Genomic DNA, 24,124 nt, shown 5'->3' with positions numbered 1-24,124 from the left:
GCCGTATCGGACCTCGATAAATTGCCTTCATTTGGTGACTACTTGCTAACATATAGAATACAGTTTATTGTATTAATGCACTGAATAATCCAAAGTAAAGGATGCTGTATAGGTGAAATCAGATTTTACGACTAAACTCTAGCTAGGCCAGACAGACCTCTGGCTTTTCTCGTTTAATCGAAGCCACTAGAATCTTCTACTTTCGTTAGGGCTTACTTTGTCTTCTTTATTCCGCTTCGCTCATGTCTTCACCCGCTGTAACTTCTTCCATTCCTGAAAATGAACCCCTGACTGTAGTTGGTGGCGGCTTAGTTGGGTCGTTGCTGGCGCTGTATCTGGCCCGGCAGGGGCACACGGTGGAAGTGTTTGAGCGCCGGGCCGATCCGCGAAAGGGTGAAAACTTAGAAGGCCGCTCTATCAACTTGGCGTTGTCGGACCGGGGGTGGCGAGCCCTGCAGGGGATTGGCGTAGAGGAGGCGGTACGGGAAGTAGCTATTCCGCTGTATCGGCGCGTGATGCATGACCAGCGCGGCCAATTGACTATGCAGCCATATGGAAAGGAAGGGCAGGCCATTTATTCCGTTTCGCGGGCCGGCCTCAACCAGCGCTTGCTAGACTTGGTTGATCAGGAGCCGCGCGTGCAGGTACGCTTCAACCAGCAGTGTAGGCGCGTAGATCTGCGCAATCGGACCCTCGAAATGTTTGATGCCGCCGCGGGCAGTAACCACGTGTGGCCTTACCAGCACCTGTTCGGAACGGATGGGGCCTACTCTTCGGTACGGGCCGCTATGCAGAAAACCGACCGCTTCAACTATTCCCAGCAGTACCTTAACTATGGCTACAAAGAGCTGACTATTGTAGCTGGCCCCGAAAACAGCTGGGTAATTGAAAAGAACGCGCTGCATATCTGGCCTAGAGGGCAGTATATGATGATTGCGCTGCCTAATCTTGATGGTTCGTTTAACTGCACATTGTTCTTCCCTTACGAAGGCGCTGTTTCATTCGAGACACTCCAGACGCCGGAGCAGGTGCGTAGCTTCTTTGAGGAGGTATTCCCGGATGCTGTACCTCTAATGCCTGAGCTGGAGCAGGAGTTTTTTGAGAATCCCACTAGCTCATTAGTCACCGTGCGCTGCTACCCTTGGTCAGTGGCCGACGAAGTATTGCTGCTCGGTGACGCTTCTCATGCTATTGTACCCTTCTATGGGCAGGGCATGAACGCCGGCTTCGAAGATTGCACCATTTTGCAGGGGCTTATGGCCCAATACGGCCACGACTGGCTGACCATTTTTCGGGAATTCCAGCGGCAGCGGAAGCCCAATGCCGATGCCATGGCTGACCTGGCCGTGTACAACTTCGAGGAAATGCGCGACCGGGTGGCCGACCCGCGCTTCTTGCTGCAGAAGAAAATTGAAAGTAAAATATCGGCACAATACCCGCAGCAATGGCTGCCACTGTACTCGCAGGTAACGTTTTCGCACTTGCCCTACGCCGAGGCCTGGGCTAATGGGCAGGAGCAAGAGCGAATCATGCAACGGGTCATGCCGCACATCGAGACAGAAGCTGACTTTGAACGGCCTGAAGTACAAACGCTTATTGCGCAAGAATTAGCCCAGCGGTAGTAATCTAGGCCAGTGTACTGTTCAGAAGCTACTGATTTCTTTTTGTACTCAAGTAGTACCTGATGGCTCTCACTAAATTGGTAGACTGCTCGCAATCAGTAGCTTTCTTTTGTTCAATTTTCTGATTGGTATCTATTTGATCGTCTATTCTCAGTTTCTGCAAATCTGAAAGGCTTGTTAAAAGCGTATGGACAGGAAATTAGTCTATCAAATTGAAAAAGTCTCAAATCGCCTGAATCGTGTTAATACATCAAATTGTTCGTTTTTAGCTTGCTAAGTTGGTTTTTGAGGTAGGGTGAAGCAGTGTGTTGTAGTAGCATATTGACATTCTACTTCGTTGATTGAGTTGAGCTTGGCTAGTTCAATTTTCTGCGCTAGTTTAGTAGTGATGTACTTGTTAAATTTCCCGGCCGAACATCGTTTTTTGCCGTGTGAATGTCCTATTCCGCTGGCCTAAACAGGGCAGTGCTTACTAGTTTTCTTGCTTTTGGATCGAATTTCTATGGCTGCTCCCGTCCTGACTTGCGCCATCATTGATGATGAGGAAATAAATCGGCTTACGCTGGAACATTATATTTCCCTGACCGACTCTCTGCAGTTGGTTGTTTCACTGGACGACGCCCTGCAGGGGCTTAATTATTTCCGGGCGGGCAACCGGGTAGATGTCCTGTTTCTGGATGTGCAAATGCCCCAGCTTAGTGGCCTAGACATGCTGCGCGTGCTGCCAGATCCGCCCATTGTGGTTTTGACTACGGCCCACGAAGATTTTGCCGTGGATGCATTCGACCTGCGGGTAACGGATTACTTGGTGAAGCCTTTCGATTATGCGCGCTTTAGCCGGGCTGTGCAACGAGCCTTGCAGCAGCATACTGCCCCGGTAGCCGTAGCCGCTGCCCCCGCCGCCCTAACTGCCCCACCCGATAACGACCTGTTCGTGAAGGTGAACAACAAGATGGTGCGCATCAACTTCGACGATGTGATATACATCGAAGCGCTTTCGGACTATGTGGTAATCGTGACGGAGAAGCAGAAGTACATTGTGTATACCACCATGAAGGCACTGGATGCCCGCCTGCCCTTCGACCATTTTGTGCGAGTGCACCGCTCTTACATACTCAACATGCGTCGAATTGAGGCCATTGAGGATGGCGCTGCCGTAGTGCCGGGTGGTCATCATGTGCCCATTGGCAAATCTTACCAGGAAGCCTTCTTCCGAAAGCTTAACCGCATCTAGGCCTCTAGACCAAGTACCAACAATACGGCCCCGCATCAGGTGATGCGGGGCCGTATTGTTGGTGCCTGACTTACCTAAGCTACCGTTACGGGTAGCACTTGCACTACTTCTTCCAGCAGCGTTAAGAGGCGAGCCGTAGCTGCTTGCAGCTGGCTGGCATTATGCGGTGGGGCGCCCTCAGGGGCGGGGCGGGAGAGGGGCTCTAACAGCGCCACGTCGGCTTGGGCGTTGTGAATGTTGAGCAGCTGAATAGAGGGTCGCAGCTTGTGTACAATCTCACCAACCGTAGGCCAGTCGGCAGCGGCGGCGGCTTCCTGCATCCGCACTAGCGCCGGGGGCGTATGCGTCCGGAAGGAGGCCAGAATCTTATCCATGAAGATGGTGCTGCCGTGAGCGGTTTCGCGCAGGCGGTGCAGGTCAAACAGCGAAGACTCTGGTGCTGGGGTCACCGGCTCCAAAGTCGCCGTTAGGGGCTGAGCAGCCGTGGGTGCTGCAGTGGCAGCCGCGAGAGGTTGCGCTTCAAGAACTGCCACGCGCTCCGGACGCAGGTTGGCCTCAATCTTCCGAAATAAGTCATCCTCCTCAAATGGCTTAGACAAATAATCAAGGCCTGCCTTCCGGTAGATTTCATCGTCGCTGCGCATCACGTTAGCCGTCAGGGCAATGACCGGGGAGTTGGCCCGGAGCGGATCTGGATGCTGCCGCAGGCGGTGCGTCACGTCTAGGCCACTCATACCGGGCATCTGAATATCCATGAGCACCACATCGTACAGCCGGGCTTCAAGCTGCTCCAGGGCTTCTAAGCCATCGGAAGCAATGTGGGTTTCTACGTTCCAGCTTTCTAAGATGAGCTGCACGAGCTGCTGGTTCACGGGGTGATCTTCAACCAACAGAATGCGCGTGCCACGGAGATTATCGTAGTTGAGCGGGGCCAGAGGCACAGGTGCCGGCAAGGCTTGGCCAGCCTTGGGTAAGGTAATAGAGAAGAAGAATGTGCTGCCCTGGCCTAGCTGGCTGGTTACCCACAGGCGCCCACCCAGTTGCTCAATCAGCCGCCGGCTGATAGTAAGGCCCAGGCCCGTTCCGCCAAAGCGCCGTGAAATGTCGGCGTAGGCCTGGGAGAAGCTCTCAAAAATGGTTTCCAGCTTCTCAGGGGCAATGCCAATTCCACTATCCTTCACCCGAAATTCTAACGTGAGTGCCGTGGCGGTATCTTCCAGCACATCGGCCGCCAGCTCTACCTGCCCATGAGTGGTGAACTTGATGGCGTTAGACAGCAGGTTGAGCACAATTTGGTTGATGCGGCTGGGGTCGCCAATTACCACAGGGTCGGGCAGCTGCGGCAGGGCGAATACAAAGTCGATGCCCTTCTCCTCGGCCCGGAAGGCTAGCGTTTGTGTTGCTTCCCAGATTGATTTCTGAATATCGAAGGGTACTTGCTCCAGTTCCAGCTTGCCAGATTCAATCTTGGCTACATCGAGCACGTCGTTAATAACCGTAAGCAGGTGGCGGCCTGAGCTGCGCAAGATGCGCAAGTGCTCCTGCTGTACTGCATCAAGCTGGGTTTTGGCCAGCAGGCCAGCCATCCCCAGGATACCATTGATGGGCGTGCGGATTTCGTGGCTCATGTTGGCCAAAAAGTTCTCCTTGGCTTTGGCCGTGTTTTCGGCGGCTTCCTTGGCCCGGCGCAACTCCTGCTCAGCCAGCAGGCGCTCCGTTATTTCCTGGCCGTAGGCAATTACATAGGGCGTTTCTCCTTCCTCATCCACCCGGTAGTTGTCGTAAATGAGGTGGTGAGGGCGTCCGTCGGGGCCACGTAGCGTCAGTAGGCCGGTAGCTTCCTGCTGCTGAGCAACCAGTTGCAAGTACTCTTGGAGCTGCCGGTGCAGTTCTGGGGCTAGCACATGATGCAAGGTGCGGCCAACGAGCCGCTCGGGGGTAACCCCCACAAGTTGGGCCGCGGCCGGGTTCACGTAGAGCAGCTCTCCGTTCAGATCATGGGTGCAGATGAGCGCCTGGGAGTAGTGCATCAGGTCGCGGTACTGCTTGGTGCTGCGCTCCAAGGTGTTGCGCGCGGCCTTCATCTCCGTAATGTCGGTGCTTACTCCCAGCACGTTTAGGCTGCCATCGGCGCGGTGCAGGGGCCGCACCACCGTCTGGAACCACCTGACAACGCCATCATTCTGCGTGAAGGAGCTTTCGTAGGCCATCTCTTCACGCGTACGAACTACTTGCTCAATGATACCATAATGCCGGCGGGCTTCGGCGGCTACCGGGTTGTTGGGGTCGTTGCGGTCTACCAGGCGGTGGCTACCCGCCGCCCGCAGCTCCCGGAAGGCCTGATTGTCGAACTGAATAGTGCCGTCGGCGCTGGCTACCCAAATACTGCTGGGAGTAGTGTCTACTACCTGCTGCACAAACTCCTGCTGTTCCTGCAGGCGGGCCTCGCTGCGGCGCAGTTCTTCTTCGGCTTGGTGGCGCTCCGTGATATCAATGCCGTAGCCAATTACTAGCCGCAGCTCATTGTCGGGCCCAAACACGGGCTGCATGTGCCGGAGAGCCAAGCGGGGGCCATTGTCGCTCTGTACGGTTTCTTCCCAGGCCAGTACGCCCTGCTGCCGCACAGCTCGCTGGAAAAGCGTCCGGCGCTTCTGCGCCAGCGTGATGGGCCGCTGGGTGTAGGCAGCGTACTCAAAGTCATCGTGCCCAATAATCCACTGGCGCAGCTCGGGGTTTTGGATGGCCGCAGGGTTTACGAAGCGGTACCGGTGCTCCGCATCAAAGACGGCAACATCGGCGGGCAGTTTGTTCAGGATGGTTTCGTAAAACTCGCGTTGCTCCGCCAATTTCTGCTCGGCTTCTTTCAGCCCTGAAATGTCGGCGAAGTACAAGTTTACGTACTGGTCCTCTACAAAAGGCGCAATGGCCACCTGCTGGCACTTGCCGGCAAAATGTACCTCCTCCTGGGTGTAGGTGCTGTCGGTGAGGGCTCTGGCAATGGCTTTGCGTAAAGTGGGCGCAAAGTCTAGGTCTTTCCAAGGCGTAATGTATTCGCGCCGCATCTCATCGGCGGCGGGGTTGGCGTACAGCAGGTGCCCATCCGCGTGAATGCGCAGCACGGGGTTGGGGTTCTGGCCCGGAATCCGGGAAAGGGAGTTCATGTACTGCTCCGTCCGCCGGGCTTGGGTAACGTCGCGGAAGGAGAGGAGGTAGCCATTCGGCAGCAGTTCCTCTTGGCCACTCAGCGGAATATAATCGAACTCTAACACGCTGCCGTCTGCAAGCCATAGAGTTTCACCAAGTGCCCGCTGCCCATCGGTGCGCAGGGCGGCTAGGCGGGCGGCCGCTTCGGCAGGCTCGGCACAACGGGTCTCCATCTGAGCTAACAGTGAGTGCACCGGCAGATCCTGAAACTCAGTGGCGTCTTGCTCAATCTCAAACACATCGCACAGCTCTTGGTTGACCAAGGCTACAGAGCCATTACGGCGCACCGCCAGCACTGCAATGCGCAAGTTTTGGGTGAAACGAGCAATGCCACTGGTCATGCGGTGCACTACTCTCTGCGAAACGGTAAGCTGACGCTTTAGATCGTGCGCTTGCTGCTCGGCTGCTCGCCGGGCCTGCCGTTCTTGCTCTAGCTGCTCCGTAAGAGAAATAAAATCTGAACTGCTGTGTGGGTTTTGCATAGAAGTAAGAATTCTACCGCCGAGTCTGCCAATTCAATTCCGGTAGTAAACGCCTTATCAATAGTAGAAAACAACTTGGTGCGTTGAGACCGAAGAATAGCATCCTTGCAAGCAGAAAGATACGTATTCGTGAGGGCTTAACCAGCGGCCAACCCGGCGCCTAACCCCAACACTAGCCCCAGGCCCAGGCCTAGGCCAGCCCATACCTGCGCTACGGTATGCGCATTGAGGGCCAGGCGGGCGCTTAGCACAGCTCCGGCTACCAACACCGAGCCCACCAGCCACCATAAGATGGTATCTCCGGCCTTACCGCCCAGGTAGAGCACGGCAAATAGGCCTAGCGCCCCACCCACTCCCACGCCATGCGCCGATATTTTCCAGCGTAGGGTAATGAGGAACGTGAGGCCTACAGCCAGCGCCATACCTACCATCATTTGTCCGAGCAGGGCATCAAAGAACTGAGGGCGGTACAGCAGCACCGCCGCAATGATAAAGCTACTGGTGGCCAGCAGGAATGGCCAGGCGCGCTGGCGTCGTGCAGCCATCTCCAGAGAGTCAAGCAGCCCAAAGCGCAGGAGCACCACCGAGCTTAGTGTGGGTAATACAAAGGTGAACAGCAGCACGGTGCCCAGCACAAACCACCGTTCGGGCAATAAGGGCCGCAATACCAAGCCGGGCAGCTGGTAACACACGATATAGTACAAGTAAGACGGCACCAACAGCGGATGAAATACCACCGATAGCGCCGTGGCTAGCCCACGCGACACCTTAAAACTGAAAAAATGCGGAAGGCGAAGATATAGTAAAAGCGACGGTAGCTCCTCCGGAGCCGCAGCTAGTGGCCTAGGCTACCAGATGATGCGGGGGTTACTCAAAAGCAGAACCTCCTGCCGCGAGTAGTCGCGGCAGGAGGTTCTAACTGTCTATCAATAGGCGTAATCTGAAAAAACTGGCCTACAGTTCTTTGCGGAGGCGAGCCACCGGAATGTTCAGCTGCTCGCGGTACTTGGCCACCGTACGGCGGGCAATGTTGTAGCCGCGGGCATTGAGCATCTTCTCCAGCTTGTCGTCGGAGAGTGGGCGGTCTTTCTTTTCGCCCTCAATGATTTCCTTCAGAATGTGTTTTACCTCGCGGCTGCTGGCATCCTCGCCCGAGTCGGTGGCAATGCCTTCGGAGAAGAAGTACTTCAGCGGATAGATACCGAACTCTGTCTGCACAGATTTCGAGTTGGCTACCCGGCTCACCGTGGAAATGTCCATCCCGATTTCAGTGGCAATGTCTTTCAGAATCATGGGGCGGAGCTTGCTCTCGTCGCCGTCCTGGAAGAAGTCGCGCTGGTAGCGCACAATGGAGTCCATGGTGCGCAGGAGCGTGTTCTGGCGCTGTCGGATGGCGTCAATGAACCAGCGGGCCGAGTCGAGCTTCTGCTTCACGAAGGTCACGGCCTCCTTCATCTTCTTGTCCTTCTTCGAAGCCTTGTCGTAGGCCTGGAACATCTCCGTATAAGCCGGCGACACGCGCAGATCGGGGGCGTTGCGGGAGTTCAGAGTCAGGTTGAACTGGCCGTTGTCGTGAGTCAGAATGAAGTCAGGGATGATGTATTGTACCTTGCCCATACCCACCGGGCCAGTGCCGCCGGGCTTGGGGTTGAGCTTCAAAATCAGAGCAATAGCTTCCTTTATTTCCTCGTCCTCCAAATCCAGCCGCTGCTGAATGCGCTGGTAGTGCTTCTTGGTAAATTCGTCGAAGGTTTCGTTCAGGATGCGCTCGGCGTGCTCGGTAATATCATCCTGAGGGCGGCGCTCCAGCTGCAGCAGCAGGCACTCCTGCAGGTCGCGGGCGCCAATACCTGCCGGGTCAAATGACTGCACCACGTGCAGCACGGCTTCTATTTCCGGTACGCTAGCCTCAATGTTCTGGGAGAATGCCAAGTCGTTGGCAATAGCCGACAGGTCGCGGCGGATATAACCGTCGCCGTCGATGGAGCCGATGAGCTGGCGGCCAATGGCTTCCTGCTTTTCATCGAGGTTGGCAAAGCCCAGCTGGTCGAGCAGGTTATCAATCAGCGAGCCGCTGGTATCGGCCAGGGGCATTTCCCGGTCGTCCTCGTCCTCTCCGGGGCCGTCGCCCTGCATTTTATAGCCGGCTATTTCGTCGTCGTTGAGGTAGTCGCTCAGGTCGAGGTCTTCGTCCGACGATTCTTTCGTGTCAGTGGGTTCCTCATCCTTTACCGGAATCTCTATTTCGTGCTGCTCTTCGCCTTGCTCGTCGCGGAAGTCCTCGTCGAGGGTGTTATCGTCGTTATCAAATTCCGAGTCGGGGTCGTCGTACTCCTCGTCGTCGCTGTCGTCAGAGCGCTCCTCTTCCTCGTACTCCTCGTTGTCGTCGCCTTCCTCCAGGGCCGGGTTTACTTCCAGCTCTTCTTTGATACGGGCTTCCAGCTCTGCCGTCGGAATCTGCAGCAGCTTAATAAATTGTATCTGTTGGGGTGACAGCTTCTGCGAGAGAAGCTGCTTCATGTCCAGTCGTTGCATACTCTAAAAACGCGTACGCCCCGCCGGTTTGGAAACGGGGTGGTGTGGCCAAATATAGCCTTTTCTGTACTTGAGTTAGGCCGAAAATGTTGGGACAAGGCTTCCCGTTTTGACTACGCTCAGCATACCGTTCAGGTTCGTCGGAGAGGCCTAGCGCCGCCGCAAGAGCCGGCCAGCTAGGCCCGCTAGGCCACTCTGCCCAGGCCGGCGAAGCAGAAGCTACGCAAGAAAGGGCAATTTTAGGCCTGCAAATCGTTTACCTTTGCCTTAATAAAGTTTTAACCCTGAGAACACAGAGTCCCGATGTCCGACCTTAGAAGATCCAGCGTGCAGGAATTGCTCCGTAGCACCGAGCTGGACCGCGAAGTGCTGGTACGCGGCTGGGTACGCACCCGCCGCGGCAACAAATACGTGCAGTTTATCGCCGTGAACGACGGCTCCGGCTTCAATTCCATTCAGGTGGTAGCCAATGCCGAGCAGTTTCCGGAGGAAAAGCTGAAGGCCGACGGCGTGGAAAACGGCGCCGCCGTGCAAGTGCGCGGTCAGTTGGTTGCTTCACAGGGCAAAGGGCAGTCGGTGGAGATTCAGGCGACGGAAATTTCGGTGTATGGTAAAGCCGACACTGAAACCTACCCACTGCAGAAGAAAGGGCACTCGCTGGAATTCCTGCGCGAAATTGCTCACCTGCGCCCCCGCACCAACACCTTCGGGGCGGTGCTGCGCATTCGGCACGCCATGGCGTTTGCCGTGCACCAGTTCTTCAACGATCGGGGCTTCTACTACGTGCACACGCCCATCATCACGGGCTCCGATGCCGAAGGTGCCGGCCAGATGTTCCGCGTAACTACGCTGCCCGACCAGAACCCGCCGCTGACGGAAGACAAGACCGGTGTAGATTACAAGCAGGACTTCTTCGGCAAGCAAACCAACCTGACCGTATCGGGCCAGCTGGAAGGCGAAATTGCCGCCATGGCGCTGGGCAAAGTGTACACCTTCGGCCCTACGTTCCGGGCCGAAAACTCCAACACGGCCCGCCATTTGGCCGAGTTCTGGATGATTGAGCCCGAAGTGGCCTTCAACGACCTGCAGGACAACATGGACCTGGCTGAGGACTTCCTCCGCTACCTAGTGCGCTACGCCCTCGAGAACTGCCAGGACGACCTCAAGTTCCTGAACGAGCAGTACGATAAGGAGTTGCTCACGCGCCTGCAGTTCGTGGTAGATAACGAGTTCCAGCGCCTGAACTACACCGAGGCAGTTGAAATTCTGAAGTCGGCCAAGCAGAAGTTTGAGTTCCCCGTGGATTGGGGCACCGACCTGCAGAGCGAGCATGAGCGCTACCTCGTGGAGAAGCACTTCAAGAAGCCGGTTATCCTGACCAACTACCCCAAGGATATCAAGGCCTTCTACATGAAGCTTAACGACGACGGCAAAACCGTACGGGCCATGGACGTGCTCTTCCCTGGCATCGGCGAAATTATTGGTGGCTCGGAGCGCGAGGAAAGCCTGGAGAAGCTCACCCAGCGCATGGCCGAAATGGACGTGCCCGAGCATGACCTGTGGTGGTACCTAGAACTGCGCAAGTATGGCACCGCCCCTCACGCAGGCTTCGGCTTGGGCTTCGAGCGCCTCATCCTGTTCGTCACCGGCATGGCTAACATCCGTGACGTAATCCCCTTCCCACGCTTCCCCAAGAGCGCGGAGTTTTAAAGCGCGGATTTTCCGGATTACACGGCTATATTCAGCAACAACGGCAGCTCCAGATGGGGCTGCCGTTGTTGTATATGCTATCAAGCGTCTTCACCCGCACGTCATCCTGACGAAGGAGGGATCTTATCACGATGGAACGATAGGCCTAGTGCCTCATCTTGGTGAGAGAAGATCCTTCCTTCGTCAGGATGACGTGCTTTGTTGTGGTAAGGAAGCTGGCCTAGCAGTAATTCCTCATTTCCTTATCGTCTACAGCTACTAGCGCATCCAGGCGCAGCTCGAAACCGTCGGCGAGGCGGAGGTATTCCACTTTGTCCTTGATGAACAGGTCCTGGATGGTGCCGTGGTAGGTGCTGGGTGGGGTGTCAGGCTCGGTGCGGTAGGTGAGGGTGCAGGGCTGGCCGGTGGTGGCGCGTGCTTCGAGCTCGTCGTAGAAGGAGCAGCTGATGGGCGTGTAGGCGGGCGTAGACATAGCAGGTTAAAGTAGGTGGATAAACCTAGTTACGCAAAATCAGCGGCTGAGGTGGCCTAGGCTGCTAAGCGGTGCCCATCTACGGCCACCAGCCAATCGAGGCGCAACTCCTGGCCTTCATCCAAGCACAGAAAATCAACTTTGTCGCGGCGCAACAGGCCTAGCACATTGCTGCGCACGCTAAACTCAGCGGAGGTGCCAGGCATGCGATACACCAGCACGCAGCAGTGGTCAGGGGGCAGTAGTTGCTGTAGCTCCGCCGATAAGCCAGAATACGGAAGTATGTGGGAGCGTGGCATAACAGGCTGACGAAATACTAAGCTGGGATTAACTGGATAGAAGTCAGGAAATAGAACTACGCAAAGAGGGTACAACCTGGTTTTGCTTCCCTACGTTGGCAAAGCACCGCTAACCTCAACTGTTGCAACAATGCTTCCCGAACTAAACCTGGCCCCCGCCGATGCCCTACAGGAGGGTGAGATGCGCACCTTCACGGCCCAGGACACCGAAGTACTCCTGATTCGCCGCGAAGGGCAATACTTGGCACTGGCGGCTCATTGTCCGCACTACGGGGCGCCGCTGGAGAAAGGACGCATTGTGAATGACCAGTTGATTTGTCCCTGGCACCACACCTGTTTCCGGGTAACGGATGGGCACTTGTGCCAGCCGCCGGCCCTCGATAATTTGCCTAGCTACCCCGTGCGAGTAGCAGAAGGCCGGGTATGGGTGCAGGTGCCGAGCAAGCCAGCCGCCTCAGCGGATAGCCCGGAAAAGACTCCGACCGCACTGGTAGGTGGCCTAGCGCCTAATCCGCACGCTGCGGCTCCCGACGCCCGAACTTTCGTGTTGGTGGGTGGCGGAGCGGCCGGGCAGTTTGCGGCACAAACCCTACGCACCGAAGGTTTCGGAGGCCACATAGTATTGGTTACGGGCCAGAACGAGTTGCCCTACGACCGCACCAAGCTGAGCAAGGGCTTCTTGGCTGGCAAAGTGGATGAGAAAGGGTTGCCGTTGCGCAAGCCGGAGTTCTATGCTGAACATCAGATTGAGGTAGTACCAGCCCGCGTGACGGGCCTGAACCGGCATAAGCGCGAGCTACGGCTTAGCAACCAGGAAACGTTGCGGTACGATGACCTGCTGCTGGCCCCAGGCACCCAACCAAACCTCTTGCCCAAATTACCAGGGCACGAGCTGGAAGGCGTGCTACCCCTCCGAACCACGGAAGATGCCACGGCCCTGCGCCAAGCAGCCAGCAGCGCACAACGTGTCGTTATCATTGGGGCGAGCTTTATTGGGATGGAAGCCGCCGCCAGCCTGATGGATGGTCAGCGGCATGTTACTGTAGTAGCGCAGGAGGCCGAACCGTTTGAGCGAATACTGGGGCCGAAAATTGGACGGGCGTTCCGTAATCTGCACCGCCGCCAGGGTGTACGTTTTAAGTCAGAAGCGGCCGTAGCGGCGCTGGAAGGCGAAAATGGCCGAGTGGTGGCCGTCCGGCTGGAGTCGGGGCAGCGCCTGCCCGCCGATGTGGTGGTGCTGGGCGTGGGTGTGCGGCCCGCTACGGATTTCCTGGCCGAGGTACTGGATCTGGAAAAGGACGGTGGCCTACGCGTAGATGCCCACTTGTGCGCCGCGGAGCACGTGTACGCGGCCGGCGATGTAGCCATGTTTCCACTAACTGGTGGACTAGGCCAGCACCGCATCGAGCACTGGCGAATAGCCCAGCAGCAAGGTGCCTGCGCCGCCCGCAATATGCTGGGCCGGCAGGAAGCCTTTACCGCCGTACCCTTTTTCTGGACTCAGCAATACGGCAAGAGCCTGCGCTACGCTGGCCACGCCAGCAGTTGGGACGAAATCATTTTCCACGGCGACGTGCGCCGCCTCGATTTTCTGGCCCTCTACGCCCTCAACAACCGCATAGTGGCCGCCGCAGCCATGAACCGCGACGACGACATGATCTGCATTGAGGCCTTGTTTCAGCAAGACCGCATGCCCACCCCCACGGCAGCCCGAAAGAAAATCAACTGGAGCAAGTTGCTGGAACAAGCCTCCCCACTGGCCTAGAAACGGAAGTAAATAAAGGGGTTAAACGTACTGCTGACCACGTAGCTCGCACTTAGCAGCAGCAAAACAGCTGTAAGCAGACCAAGCCCCACGGCGCGGCGTAGGGGCAGGGGCTCGGCGGCTAACCAGCTCAGCTCCCAACGCTCTATGCGAGGCAAGGCAGCTAGGAAAGCACAGACGCTAGCCACACCAAGCGTAGCCCAGAACTCAGTCGATAGATCGGGCAGAGGCCTAGGCCACTCACTGGAAAACATGCGACCGATGTAGGCTAGGGCTGCGCTTAGGCTTTCGGCTCGGAAGAGCACCCAGCCCACTACCGTAATCAGGAAGGTGGGCACAAGGCTAAGCACGCCCAGCCGGCGTGAAAGGCGCAGCAGAAACAGCCGGTCGAGGATCAGAAAAAGGCCGTGGTAGGCGCCCCAGGCAATGAAGTTCCAAGCCGCGCCGTGCCAGAAGCCGGAGAGTAAAAATACCGTCCAGAGGTTGAGGTAGAGCCGGGCGGGCTTCACGCGGTTGCCCCCGAGCGGGATATAGAGGTAGTCGCGCATCCAGCGGCCAAGGGTGATGTGCCAGCGCTGCCAGAACTCGGTGATGCTCCTCGAGATGTAGGGGTTGTTAAAGTTCTCGGGAAATTGAAAACCCATGAGCCGGCCCAGGCCAATAGCCATATCGGAATAGCCGGAGAAGTCGAAGTAGATCTGGAAGGTGTAGGCCACGGCGCCTAGCCACGCCAGCGGTGCTGATACTTCCGCCGGAGCTAGCCCGAAAATTCGGTCGGCTTCCTGGCCTAGAGCGTTGGCAATGAGTACTTTCTTCGCTAAGCCCAGGCCAAAGCGAAAGAGCCCCGCCAGCTTCTGATCCACGGTGTCAAAGGCGGAGCGGTCCTGGAGCTGCTCGGCTATTTCGTGAAAGCGCACAATGGGTCCGGCAATCATCTTCGGGAACAGCATAATGTAGAGCAGGAAGTCCCAAAAGCTGCGCAAGGGCCGGTTCACGCCCCGGTACACATCAATGGAGTAGGTAAGCTTCTCGAAGGTGAAAAACGAGATGCCAATGGGCAATACTACCTGCTGCCAGTGCAGGGTCTCACCGCCCAGTGCCGTTTTTACTCCGCTCAGGTTCTCCAGAAAGAAGTTGGCGTACTTGAAGTAGAAGAGCATGCCCACATTGAGCAGGATGCTAACGGTCAGGTAAATACGCTTCTGCCAACCGGCCGCCGCATCCATCAGCCGGATGATATAGAAGTTGAGCACCACCGAGGCCAGAAACAACGCCAAGAAGTTGAGCCCGCCCCAGGCGTAGAACAACAGACTGGCCACCAGCGCCACCGCGTTCTTCAGGCGAGCAGGTGCCAGCAGGTAAACCAGCAAAAAGCTAGGCAGGAAGTAGAAGAGAAACAGCGAGCTACTGAATACCATGAGGCGCGAATACGGAAGGCCCGGCGAAAATACAGGCCTACCCGTCAGCCCCGACCATACCCGCATAAAAAAGCCGCCCCTCTCAGCAGTGCTAAGAGGGGCGGCCTGTTGTATCTAGCTAGGCCTAGTGCTTGCCTTTGCCGTGGCCTTTACCATTGCCGTTGCCATTTCCGGGGTGGCCTGGGTTGCCTTGATAGCCTTGGTTACCGCCGTACACCTTCTTAGCTTGGCCAGGCGGCAGGCCTTTACCGCTTTGCAGGCGCTTCACCTGGCCGGGCGGTAGGTATATCTCGCGGTGACGGTTGTAGTGGTCCCAGGGCTGTGAGCCGCGGTAGTCTAGCACTACCGGGTGGAAGCTGCGCGTATCGTAGCCGGATACATTGGCTACGCGCGTCCATTGCCCGTTTTGCTGCACAATGTACCGCTGGGCCCGCAGGTCGTAGTAGCTCTGGGTTTCCGGAATATAATAATACTGGGTGCCAGCCGGAGTAGAAGGCCCCCAGGAAGGAGGGTTGATGTTGATGTTTACCTGGGCCTGAGCCGGAGCAGAAGCCATAGAAAGCGCTACACCCAGTAAGCCAGTTAGGCTAAGTTTAGTGAGAAGGTTCATACGAGTAGGGGCAAAAGGTTGGGAGAACAATAGGCAGAAAACAAGAACAGGGCCAAACTGGCCAGACGACTTACGCACGAGCTTACCGAAAAGGTGCCCTGCCTTCTTACTGCCCACCAAAAGCTCGCAACGCATCCTGACTGAAGCCCTGATCAAACACCTTCAGGTTGTGCTCGTTGAATAAAACCAGCACAATGTCAAACCGCAATAGCTCGGCTTTGCGGTCGAGCTGGGCTACGTTGGTTTCGCCGGTTAGCTGGTCGTGGTGCTTGCGCCAGACTACTAGTTGGTTGTAGTACCAAAAGCGAGAGTCAGGCGAGAATAAGGAATCGAGGTAAGGGTACTGCTCAATAAAATTCCACACGAAACTATCTCCCACCACCAGCAGGCGGGGGCGGCGCTGCCCAGGCCGGAGCGGCTGAAACTGCACGGTAGGGTAGGCCAGCGGAAATGAGGCTGGGTCCCAGAGCAGGTTGAGTGCCTTCGTCATGTCGCCATCGGGGTGGCGCGGCGTAGTCGTGACCTCTAGGCCAGTGCGTCGGAAGTTGGGCAGGTTGAGGTGGGCGCGGTGCTCTAGGTAAGGAAATAGCGTATCGGCGGCCAGCGTGAGGCCGTAGCCGCTCCAGTGAATGCCGCCCCGCGCAAACAGCGGGTAGGAGCTGGTATACTTCCACTGCCGGAACAGGGCCCCAAAGTCCAGTACATTCACTCCCGCGGCCCGCATGCTCAGGGCGTAACGGTTGTAGTTGGAAGTAGCTGGCCGTTGCTGACGGTAAGTCGCCGGCAGCAGCTCGGGATAAATGGCCGCCTTGCTGGGCGCAATTACAAATGCCAGCAGCTTGCCCCGCCGGGCCAGGGTATCCTGCACCACCTTAAATCGCTGCACATTGGCTACAACTTCCGCCGTGGGTACCGTGTCGCGGCCAAGGTAGCCCAGAATGGGATCTTCCTCGAAAAGGGTCTTGTCTTTCCCCATCACTACGCCGTGCGCCCGCGTCTGCCCGAAAAGACTGTAGGCCACTTGGTTGCGCGGGCGAATCAAGATATCGTGAAAGCCGATGTGCTCCGTAAGGTAGCGCTCTAGCGCCGGCTGATAGGTGTTGTTGCGTAGGCTCTGCCAGGTGAGGGTAGGGCGCGGGGCGGGCTCAGAGTAGCCAGCCAGCGGGCTCGTCCGGAAGATCTTGATATTAAGCCAGGCCTGAATAGCGGGCAGGAGCAGCAACAGCAGTAATACGCCGAATACGCGCCGCTTACCCGTCAGGAAAGAAAACTTAGCCACGCCGCAAGTAGAACACAGAAATCATAGAAAGCGCCGGTCAGTAAACCCATCCGAAAAGTAGGTACTTATTCTGGAGGTTGAATGTGCATAGGCCTAGCAGACCAATTAGCCCAAAACAAAAAGGCCCTTCCGGGAGGAAGAGCCTTTTGCTGATTCACGTAAATAACCGGCTAGTTCACCCGGCCTCGACCCCGGCCGCCGCTAGGTGCACCTTGGCCCCCACGGTTGTCGTTGCCGCCGCGGTTATCATTGCGGTCAAAACCACCGCTCCGGTTGTCGTTGCCGCGGGTATCATACCCACCGCGGTTGTCGTTGCGGTCGTAGCCGCCCTGGTTCTGGTTGCCACGGTTGTCATAGCCGCCCCGATTATCGTAACGGCCGTTACCGTAGTAACCGCCCCGGTCGTCGCGGTAGTTGCCGCTGGCATAGCCACCTTGGTTGTACGGGCGGTTGCCGTAGTAGCCCCCACCGTTATTATAGTAACCGCCACGAGGAGGTGCAGAGTAGTAGCCACGGCCGGGCCAGTTGGCGCCGTAGTAGCGGCCTGGCACTACGCCCCAGTTGTTGCAATAAGCGCGGTGGTCGCGCAGGTAGCCCCAAGGCTGCCGGCCTACATATTGGATAACCACCGGGTGGAAAAACCGTGGGTCGTAAGAAGCGTAAGCGCGCGGCAATACGGGCGAGCTTACCCAAGCCCCATATACCGGGTCAAAGAACAGGTACGACTGGCTATACAGGTCATAGTAGCCGTCGATTTCGGGAATGTAGTAGTACTGCACGCCCTGGGGCACCGGGGGCCCCCAGTACGGCTGGTTGATGCCAACCTGAATTTGCACCTGGGCCTGGGCTGGCTCCGTGTAAACCAGCAGGCCTAGCGCCAGCAGGAAAGCAGATTTGAGCAATAGTTTCATGATTGAAGAGAACAGAAGGGAGATACCTATCTAACGCAAAAACAGCACCATAATTCAATAGGTAAGCAGTTAAGCCTAAGAATTTAGCAGCTCCCCAGAAGATCTTCTGACAGCGCGGGACATTTCCACTACTTACGTTGTTATAGGCCGTCTATCCTCTGCTGTGCCTGCTGCTGAAACAGAAATGCTAAGCCGCTAATGGGCTTGGCAAATACCTACACGAGGATAGCCATCGGGGCGCGTTTTGCGTACCTTTGCAGACTTATCCGCTTCGCTGTTGCATGGCCAAAAAAACAACTGCCGCTTCTAGTTCTTCTACTTCGGCTGCTTCCAAAACCAAAGCGGCTCCCAAGGCCGATAAGCCGGCTAAAGCGCCGGCCGCTAAGGCAGCCAAGAAAGCGGCTCCGGCGGCTCCCCAGCCCGACCTGACGACGGCAAAAGGCGCTCAGGAGTCAGCCATAGCTTCCACGCCGCGCTCCGAGCAAATTTCAGAAACCATCGTGGCCTCGGCGGCAACCATGCTGCCGGGTGTGCTGCCTTCCTTGGTGCAGGGCCAGCTAGGCCACACCGCCGACATGGAGGCTCCCTTTATTGAGGTGTACGGTGCCCGGGAGCACAACCTTAAGAATGTTTCTATCAAGATTCCGCGCGGCCGATTGGTGGTGTTTACCGGCATTTCGGGCTCTGGCAAGTCGTCGTTGGCTTTCGATACTATCTATGCGGAGGGCCAGCGCCGTTACATGGAAACCTTCTCGGCCTACGCCCGCAGCTTCATGGGTGGCCTAGAGCGCCCCGACGTGGATAAGATTGAGGGCCTGTCGCCGGTTATCAGCATCGAGCAGAAAACCACCTCGCGCAACCCTCGCTCCACTGTCGGCACCATCACCGAGATTTACGACTTCCTGCGCCTGTTCTATGCCCGTACTGCCGAGGCGTTTAGCTACGCCACGGGCAAGAAAATGATCCGGCAGAGCGACGACCAGATTATCAACTACATCCTGAAGCACTACAACGAGAAGAAGCTGGTGGTGTTGGCGCCTGTAGTAAAGGGCCGCAAGGGTCACTACCGTGAACTGTTCCAGCAGATTGCCAAGCTGGGCTTCACGAAGGTGCGCGTAGATGGCGAGCTGCTCGACATCACGCCCAAGATGCAGGTGGACCGTTACAAGATCCACGACATTGAGATTGTGATTGACCGGCTGGTGGTGAAGGAAGAGGACAGGTTCCGGCTGTCGGGCTCGGCCCAGAATGCCCTCACCCACGGCAAAGGCACCATGCTGGTGCTGGCCCCCGATGAGAAGAATGAAGCCAAGAAGACGCAATTCTTCTCGCGCTTTCTCATGGACCCCACCACCGGCATCGCCTACGATGACCCGGCGCCTAACACTTTCTCCTTCAACTCACCCTACGGCGCTTGCCCAACCTGCAATGGCCTGGGCGAGGTGCAGGAAATCACCGAAGACTCGGTGATGCCGGATAAGAAGCTGAGTGTGAGCCGCGGCGGCATTGCGCCCCTGGGCGAGTACCGCGACATCTGGATTTTCCAGCAGCTAGGCCTTATCCTGAAAAAGAACAAGGCGAGCCTCAGCACGCCTATCGAGAAGCTGCCCGAAGACTTGGTGCAGCGACTGCTCTACGGCGTACCCGAGGACGAGGACGCCGACCCCAAGAAGCCAAACTACACGGAGCCGTTCGAAGGCATCATTCCCTTCCTGCAGCGCCAAATGGAGTCCGATTCAGAGAACATCCGGGAGTGGATTCAGCAGTACACCCAGGCCCAGGAGTGCCCCGAGTGCCACGGCTACCGCCTGAAGAAGGAATCCTTGCACTTCAAGATTGCTGATAAGCACATTGGGGAGCTGTCGGTGATGGACCTGAGCGACTTGGCTGGCTGGTTTGAAGGTCTGGAAGACCGCCTCACCGACCGCCAGAACCTGATTGCGCGCGAGCTGCTCAAGGAGATTCGCAAGCGCATTGGCTTCCTGCTGGAAGTAGGCCTCGATTACCTGAACCTGCACCGCTCCGTGCGGACGCTCTCGGGCGGCGAAAGCCAGCGCATTCGCCTGGCCACCCAAATCGGTACCCAACTGGTGGGCGTGCTCTATATCATGGACGAGCCCAGCATTGGCTTGCACCAGCGCGACAACGAGCGCCTGATCAAAGCCCTGCAGCACCTGCGCGACCTGGGCAACTCCGTGATTGTGGTGGAGCACGACAAAGACATGATCATGCACGCCGACCACGTGCTGGACATTGGCCCCGGCGCCGGTATTCACGGCGGACACATTGTGGCGGAAGGCTCTCCCACGGAAATCTTCACCTCGGGCAGCCTCACCTCGCAGTACCTAAGCGGGCAGAAGCATATTGAGCTGCGCAAGAAGAAGCGCACTGGCGAAGGCAATGAACTGGTACTGAAGGGTGCCAAAGGCCACAACCTCAAGAACGTAACCGCCAAATTCCCGCTGGGCAAGCTCATTGCCGTAACGGGGGTATCGGGCTCGGGCAAATCGTCGCTCATTCACGACACGCTGTACCCTATCCTGAACCAGCACTTCTTCAACGCCAAGCGTGAGCCCCTGGCCTACGAGAAAATCGAAGGACTGGAGTTTATTGATAAAGTGATTGAGGTAGACCAGTCGCCGATTGGGCGCACGCCGCGCTCTAATCCGGCTACCTATACTGGCGTGTTCACTGAAATCCGTCAGCTATTCTCTTCGCTGCCCGAGGCGAAGATCCGGGGCTACGGGCCCGGCCGCTTCTCTTTCAACGTGAAGGGTGGGCGCTGCGAAACCTGCGAGGGTGCCGGTATGCGCACCATCGAGATGAACTTCCTGCCCGACGTGCACGTGCCCTGCGAAACCTGCAAAGGCCGCCGCTATAACCGCGAAACGCTGGAAGTGCGCTTCAAAGGCAAGTCCATCACCGATGTGCTCGACATGACGGTGGAGAAGGCTGTGGAGTTCTTCGAGTTTCAGCCCCGCATCCTGCGCAAGATCCAGACCCTGAACGAAGTAGGCCTAGGTTATCTCACGCTAGGCCAGCAGGCCACCACGCTCTCGGGCGGTGAAGCCCAGCGTGTGAAGCTAGCCACGGAGCTCAGCAAGAAGGACACCGGCAAGACGTTCTATATCCTCGACGAGCCGACCACTGGCCTACACTTCGAAGACATCAACCACCTCGCTGATGTACTCCAGAAACTCGCCGATAAGGGTAACACCGTGCTTATCATCGAGCACAACCTGGACCTGATTAAGGTGGCCGACCATATCATCGACATCGGGCCAGAAGGTGGCGCGGGTGGTGGTACCATTGTGGCCCAGGGTACGCCCGAGCAGGTAGCTAAGTCAGGCAAGGGGCATACCAGCCGTTTCCTGGCAGAAGAGCTGCGCACCAGCAAATACGCTACAGAAACCAGCAGCAAAACGGAGCAAGCCGCCTAGGCCACTCTGATTAAGGCAGCGTTTAGCCTACGGAAGTCCTGTGTAAAGCGAACAACTCTATAGGGGTTGCGCTATATACAGGACTTTTGTATGTTAAGGCCTTCTTGTATAACTCTCCCTCGATGAAAGTCCTGCTCTTTCCAGCTCTACTGACCGTTGCGATACTCACTGCGCCTCCCAAAGGCACCCACTGGACCGGCTCGGCAACGACCGGCAAACAAGAAAACAAGATAAACTTCGTGGTATCGGCTGATGGAAAGCACCTCTCCGACCTGACATTTGATGGATTCTGGAATTGCTCAGGGCAACAGGAGCAGCGCATGGTGGGCCCCCGGGAAATATTCGAGATTCACGATGGCAAGGTGAGCGGCGTGGTGCTAGACACACCCGGAGGCGACGCTTTGCAATTTGAACTGCGGGGCGACTTTACCGGCAAGGCCGTTAGCAAAAAGCCTTTTCGTATGAATCTCTCGGCCTCACCCTGTGAAACTTACTCGATGCAGTGGATGGCCGCTCCTACACGGTAGCTACTGGCCTAGGCCGCCACGGCCGAATGCTCATACTGGTGTAAGAGCCGGCGGTAGCGCCGGCCATAGAGCATCATGGCTGGCGCCATCATGATCAGGAAAAGCTTAGAAACCCAAGGGGAGCTGGTAAAGCATAGCAGTATGCTAATCACAAACAGGCTCATCGGTACCAACGGCCGCACCAAGTCGAGGTCGGGGTGCGTGGCGAAGACAGCTGGTGCAACGCCATTGGCGGGGTTGCGGATGTAGGCCTGTAGGCATAGCTGCATAAAGCCCGTGAACAGAACGCTCAGGGAGTACAACACCCACGGCGCGCGCAGCAGAGGATATTCGCCCTGGAAAGCTGCCGTGAAGGGCATGAGCACAATACTGAGCAGGAACAGGATGTTAAGCCAGATGAGCCGGCTGTTATAGCCGGTCACGAACCGGAACACCCGGTGGTGAGCCAGCCAGTAAATGGCAATAATGAAGAACGCGACGAAGAAGCCCACAAACTTTGGCGTGAGGACCGCAAGATGTGCGAGTATCGCGCTTTCAGAAGCTCCATGATGCAGCTCCGGAACCTTGATTTCGATGATGAGCAGTGTAATAGCAATGGCAAATACTGCGTCAGTGAATAAAATCAGGCGTTCAAGCTGAAACTCGTCGCGGTTATGCAGTGGGGTTTCGTTGCCATCCATACATATGGGAGCCAAGGGTAGAGGTAAGTTCCGGCTGACTAAATATAGGCTTGACCAAAAGAGCAACAAAAAAACCGTTCCTGAAGCAGGAACGGCTTTTCAAGTAATCAGGAAAGACCTAGCTTACATAGCACTCTTGTGCTGAGTAAACATGTTGAGGTGAGACTGAACCACTGGCTGCACCTTAGCAATAAAGCCTTGTACCTCCGTGTCCTTGGTCATTTTTTGATGAGCCACCAGCGTGTTGAGCGTTTTCTGGTGGTCGACACGCATTTGCTCCATGTACTGGTTCTCAAACTCTTTGCCCGACAGCTTACGCATAGTGGCTGCAATAGCTTTGTGCTCGGCATCCATATCGGCGGGCAGCGTCACGTTCTTTTTCTGCGCAATTGGCTTCAGATCAGAGGTTGACTTCGTGTGGTCTTTGATCATCATGTTGGCGTGATCTTTCACCATGCCGGTTACGCCTTTCTCCAGCGCCAGCTTGCTTAGCTGAATCTCGTTCTGGTCGCTAGCCGCTGCCGACTTCATAAATTCAGCATCGGTAGAATGGGGAGCTGTAGGGCCATTAGGGTCAGCCATGGCCGATCCACCTGCCGTGCTCGTGTCACCAGCCATTGCCGTATTGGTGTTGGCACCGGCAGAATCAGTGTTAGTGGTGCCCATGGCATCATTAGCGGGCGCCGACGTAGCGTCGGTAGGTGCCGTAGTATCGCTGGCCGCCGTCGTAGAGTCGTTAGATGAACAAGCAGTAGTAGCCATGAGGGCGGCTACGGCCATGCTTAACAAAGTGCGTTTCATAGTTGTAGGATGTTAGTTTGGAATGTGGGAATGGAAAGGGCTGCAGCTCACTTATGGGCCTTTACGGCGGCGCTTATATTCTGCACCGTTTGTAAGTGCTGCTGCAGTACAGGTGTATTCTTGACAGCAAAGGTGTATTCTCAAGGGTTGAGGTTTCCGTGTTGGTTATGCACGGCTTTCTACGAGTCCTCAATCATCCACCTGCTGTATTATTCACAGCTGCCTTCTTTTGCGTGACTAGAAAGAAGGCACGCTTCAACGGGGGCAGAGGAGAGTAAATGCGCGGTAGTGGCCTAGGCCTACTTGGCAGCCGCTTCAGCAGAGTCGGCATCGGCTGTTACGGTTGGGCCAGCGTTGTTATCAATTACAACGGCATCAGCTTTTACGCCGCCTTCCGCAGCCGCCGAGTCCATGTCGGTTACAGCCGTGCCGGCCGTGCCGTCAGTGCGTTTTTCAGCGTTGCCGCAGCTGCTCAAAGAGAGGGCCGCGAAGAGACTTAGTACAGAAAGAATGCGCAGTTTCATACTGGTTGTTTAGGTAGAAGGAATGGGAGACTTATTTCTTGAGTTTGTCTTGGAGCTGTTCAGCGGCTTCCAAATGTTGCTTTAACACGGGCAGTTGCTGATTCGCATACTGCCGGATGTCACCATCGTAAGCATCATCGCGCATATCATCCGTCTCATCAACGGCCTTTTTGTGCGCGTCAATAAGCAGATCAGTGTATTTCTGGTCGAAGGAAGTGCCATTTAATGCGGCCAACTGGCCTAGCGATTTGGCTAAGTCACCGCCTAGGCCAGTGGGTAGCACAATGCTTTTCTGCCCCGCTAGTGTTTGCAGGCTTTGCTGACTGCCAGCGTGGGCCGCAACTAGGTTTTGTGCTAGTGCCTTCACCTCAGGTGATGCAGACTTAGTCTGGGCCAATTGGCTGACATCTCGCACAAACAGGTTGCGGTTTGCCGAATTCACTACGTACTCAGCATCTCGCGACTGCTTCTCAGTAATGGCTTCATCACTGATGCGCTTCTCGTTTTGGAACTTCGCCTCCGCAACAGGGTCTTTGTTACTTTCTCCAGAGGAGCAGGAGAAGCTCAGCGGTAGGGCGAGTAGAAGCAGCAGGCGGGAAACTGACATATAG

Annotated in this window: 19 protein-coding genes; 6 read left to right on the top strand and 13 right to left on the bottom strand. The window is 56.5% G+C overall.

All coding sequences use genetic code 11. The features are described from left to right. The first annotated feature begins 242 nt into the window (after positions 1-242). Together EU557_RS20685 and EU557_RS20680 are read left to right on the top strand one after the other, a co-directional pair. Positions 243-1,622, top strand: coding sequence for an FAD-dependent oxidoreductase (locus EU557_RS20685; RefSeq protein ID WP_135532377.1), 1,380 nt, complete (start codon positions 243-245; stop codon positions 1,620-1,622). Between the two features lie 487 nt (positions 1,623-2,109). Next, the gene (locus EU557_RS20680; RefSeq protein ID WP_135532376.1) at positions 2,110-2,856 is read left to right on the top strand and encodes a LytR/AlgR family response regulator transcription factor; all 747 of its coding nucleotides are present in this window, start codon (positions 2,110-2,112) and stop codon (positions 2,854-2,856) included. Between the two features lie 74 nt (positions 2,857-2,930). On the opposite strand, the gene EU557_RS20675 is transcribed toward EU557_RS20680, so the two are convergent. The 3 genes from EU557_RS20675 to rpoN all read right to left on the bottom strand — a co-directional run bounded on the left by EU557_RS20675 (position 2,931) and on the right by rpoN (position 9,077). Next, positions 2,931-6,542, bottom strand: a complete 3,612-nt coding sequence (locus EU557_RS20675; RefSeq protein ID WP_135532375.1) for a PAS domain-containing hybrid sensor histidine kinase/response regulator — start codon at positions 6,540-6,542, stop codon at positions 2,931-2,933. Between the two features lie 137 nt (positions 6,543-6,679). Further along, positions 6,680-7,309 carry a hypothetical protein gene (locus EU557_RS20670; protein WP_135532374.1) on the bottom strand — a complete coding sequence of 210 codons (630 nt, stop codon included), beginning with the start codon at positions 7,307-7,309 and terminating at the stop codon, positions 6,680-6,682. A gap of 187 nt (positions 7,310-7,496) precedes the next feature. Continuing rightward, the gene (rpoN, locus tag EU557_RS20665) at positions 7,497-9,077 is read right to left on the bottom strand and encodes an RNA polymerase factor sigma-54 (RefSeq protein WP_135532373.1); all 1,581 of its coding nucleotides are present in this window, start codon (positions 9,075-9,077) and stop codon (positions 7,497-7,499) included. Positions 9,078-9,380: 303 nt separating this feature from the next. Between rpoN and asnS the strand changes: the two genes are divergently transcribed. Next, positions 9,381-10,787: an asparagine--tRNA ligase gene (gene asnS / locus EU557_RS20660; protein WP_135532372.1), complete on the top strand. Its 1,407-nt coding sequence runs from the start codon at positions 9,381-9,383 to the stop codon at positions 10,785-10,787. A 220-nt stretch (positions 10,788-11,007) separates the two neighbouring features. Here the strand turns inward: asnS and EU557_RS20655 are convergent, their stop codons facing one another. Together EU557_RS20655 and EU557_RS20650 are read right to left on the bottom strand one after the other, a co-directional pair. Beyond that, entirely contained in the window at positions 11,008-11,259 is a 252-nt protein-coding gene (locus tag EU557_RS20655; RefSeq protein WP_135435790.1) for a hypothetical protein, read from the bottom strand. Positions 11,260-11,315: 56 nt separating this feature from the next. Further along, positions 11,316-11,558, bottom strand: coding sequence for a hypothetical protein (locus tag EU557_RS20650; RefSeq protein ID WP_135532371.1), 243 nt, complete (start codon positions 11,556-11,558; stop codon positions 11,316-11,318). A gap of 130 nt (positions 11,559-11,688) precedes the next feature. On the opposite strand from EU557_RS20650, the gene EU557_RS20645 reads away from it, so the two are divergent. Beyond that, a complete protein-coding gene (locus EU557_RS20645) occupies positions 11,689-13,323 on the top strand; it encodes an FAD-dependent oxidoreductase (protein ID WP_135532370.1) in 1,635 nt (544 codons plus the stop codon). On the opposite strand, the gene EU557_RS20640 is transcribed toward EU557_RS20645, so the two are convergent. The 4 genes from EU557_RS20640 to EU557_RS20625 all read right to left on the bottom strand — a co-directional run bounded on the left by EU557_RS20640 (position 13,320) and on the right by EU557_RS20625 (position 17,541). Then, the gene (locus EU557_RS20640; protein ID WP_135532369.1) at positions 13,320-14,741 is read right to left on the bottom strand and encodes an MBOAT family O-acyltransferase; all 1,422 of its coding nucleotides are present in this window, start codon (positions 14,739-14,741) and stop codon (positions 13,320-13,322) included. The two genes, EU557_RS20645 and EU557_RS20640, sit on opposite strands and share 4 nt — an antisense overlap. Before the next feature lie 124 nt (positions 14,742-14,865). Next, positions 14,866-15,351 carry a hypothetical protein gene (locus EU557_RS20635; protein WP_135532368.1) on the bottom strand — a complete coding sequence of 162 codons (486 nt, stop codon included), beginning with the start codon at positions 15,349-15,351 and terminating at the stop codon, positions 14,866-14,868. Between the two features lie 106 nt (positions 15,352-15,457). Further along, entirely contained in the window at positions 15,458-16,630 is a 1,173-nt protein-coding gene (locus tag EU557_RS20630) for an alginate O-acetyltransferase AlgX-related protein (protein ID WP_135532367.1), read from the bottom strand. A 170-nt stretch (positions 16,631-16,800) separates the two neighbouring features. Beyond that, complete coding sequence (locus tag EU557_RS20625) at positions 16,801-17,541, bottom strand: hypothetical protein (RefSeq protein WP_135532366.1); 741 nt, start codon at positions 17,539-17,541, stop codon at positions 16,801-16,803. A gap of 575 nt (positions 17,542-18,116) precedes the next feature. Here EU557_RS20625 and uvrA point away from each other — a divergent pair. Beyond that, positions 18,117-20,981: an excinuclease ABC subunit UvrA gene (gene uvrA, locus EU557_RS20620; RefSeq protein WP_135532471.1), complete on the top strand. Its 2,865-nt coding sequence runs from the start codon at positions 18,117-18,119 to the stop codon at positions 20,979-20,981. 122 nt (positions 20,982-21,103) lie between these two features. Then, positions 21,104-21,508: a hypothetical protein gene (locus EU557_RS20615; RefSeq protein ID WP_135532365.1), complete on the top strand. Its 405-nt coding sequence runs from the start codon at positions 21,104-21,106 to the stop codon at positions 21,506-21,508. Positions 21,509-21,516: 8 nt separating this feature from the next. Here the strand turns inward: EU557_RS20615 and EU557_RS20610 are convergent, their stop codons facing one another. From EU557_RS20610 to EU557_RS20595, 4 genes are all read right to left on the bottom strand, one after another. Next, positions 21,517-22,203, bottom strand: coding sequence for a TMEM175 family protein (locus EU557_RS20610; protein ID WP_135532364.1), 687 nt, complete (start codon positions 22,201-22,203; stop codon positions 21,517-21,519). A 108-nt stretch (positions 22,204-22,311) separates the two neighbouring features. Beyond that, complete coding sequence (locus EU557_RS20605) at positions 22,312-22,989, bottom strand: DUF4142 domain-containing protein (protein ID WP_135532363.1); 678 nt, start codon at positions 22,987-22,989, stop codon at positions 22,312-22,314. A 299-nt stretch (positions 22,990-23,288) separates the two neighbouring features. Continuing rightward, positions 23,289-23,513: a hypothetical protein gene (locus EU557_RS20600; protein ID WP_135532362.1), complete on the bottom strand. Its 225-nt coding sequence runs from the start codon at positions 23,511-23,513 to the stop codon at positions 23,289-23,291. A gap of 31 nt (positions 23,514-23,544) precedes the next feature. Further along, on the bottom strand, positions 23,545-24,120 hold the full coding sequence (locus EU557_RS20595) for a DUF4142 domain-containing protein (RefSeq protein ID WP_135532361.1): 576 nt from the start codon (positions 24,118-24,120) through the stop codon (positions 23,545-23,547). Between the last annotated feature and the right edge of the window lie 4 nt (positions 24,121-24,124).

It is taken from the genome of Hymenobacter wooponensis (genome assembly GCF_004745865.1).
Taxonomy (GTDB): domain Bacteria; phylum Bacteroidota; class Bacteroidia; order Cytophagales; family Hymenobacteraceae; genus Hymenobacter; species Hymenobacter wooponensis.
The sequence above is the reverse complement of the archived record's forward strand: the minus strand, read 5'-3'. Positions and strand labels throughout refer to the sequence as shown.

What these genes read in the sequence shown, in the direction of transcription:
- EU557_RS20685 (WP_135532377.1), top strand. Translation starts at nt 243, where the DNA reads ATGTCTTCACCCGCTGTAACTTCTTCCATTCCTGAAAATGAACCCCTG.
- EU557_RS20675 (WP_135532375.1), bottom strand. Translation starts at nt 6,542, where the DNA reads ATGCAAAACCCACACAGCAGTTCAGATTTTATTTCTCTTACGGAGCAG.
- rpoN (WP_135532373.1), bottom strand. Translation starts at nt 9,077, where the DNA reads ATGCAACGACTGGACATGAAGCAGCTTCTCTCGCAGAAGCTGTCACCC.
- asnS (WP_135532372.1), top strand. Translation starts at nt 9,381, where the DNA reads ATGTCCGACCTTAGAAGATCCAGCGTGCAGGAATTGCTCCGTAGCACC.
- EU557_RS20655 (WP_135435790.1), bottom strand. Translation starts at nt 11,259, where the DNA reads ATGTCTACGCCCGCCTACACGCCCATCAGCTGCTCCTTCTACGACGAG.
- EU557_RS20650 (WP_135532371.1), bottom strand. Translation starts at nt 11,558, where the DNA reads ATGCCACGCTCCCACATACTTCCGTATTCTGGCTTATCGGCGGAGCTA.
- EU557_RS20645 (WP_135532370.1), top strand. Translation starts at nt 11,689, where the DNA reads ATGCTTCCCGAACTAAACCTGGCCCCCGCCGATGCCCTACAGGAGGGT.
- EU557_RS20640 (WP_135532369.1), bottom strand. Translation starts at nt 14,741, where the DNA reads ATGGTATTCAGTAGCTCGCTGTTTCTCTTCTACTTCCTGCCTAGCTTT.
- EU557_RS20635 (WP_135532368.1), bottom strand. Translation starts at nt 15,351, where the DNA reads ATGAACCTTCTCACTAAACTTAGCCTAACTGGCTTACTGGGTGTAGCG.
- EU557_RS20625 (WP_135532366.1), bottom strand. Translation starts at nt 17,541, where the DNA reads ATGAAACTATTGCTCAAATCTGCTTTCCTGCTGGCGCTAGGCCTGCTG.
- uvrA (WP_135532471.1), top strand. Translation starts at nt 18,117, where the DNA reads ATGGAGGCTCCCTTTATTGAGGTGTACGGTGCCCGGGAGCACAACCTT.
- EU557_RS20615 (WP_135532365.1), top strand. Translation starts at nt 21,104, where the DNA reads ATGAAAGTCCTGCTCTTTCCAGCTCTACTGACCGTTGCGATACTCACT.
- EU557_RS20605 (WP_135532363.1), bottom strand. Translation starts at nt 22,989, where the DNA reads ATGAAACGCACTTTGTTAAGCATGGCCGTAGCCGCCCTCATGGCTACT.
- EU557_RS20600 (WP_135532362.1), bottom strand. Translation starts at nt 23,513, where the DNA reads ATGAAACTGCGCATTCTTTCTGTACTAAGTCTCTTCGCGGCCCTCTCT.
- EU557_RS20595 (WP_135532361.1), bottom strand. Translation starts at nt 24,120, where the DNA reads ATGTCAGTTTCCCGCCTGCTGCTTCTACTCGCCCTACCGCTGAGCTTC.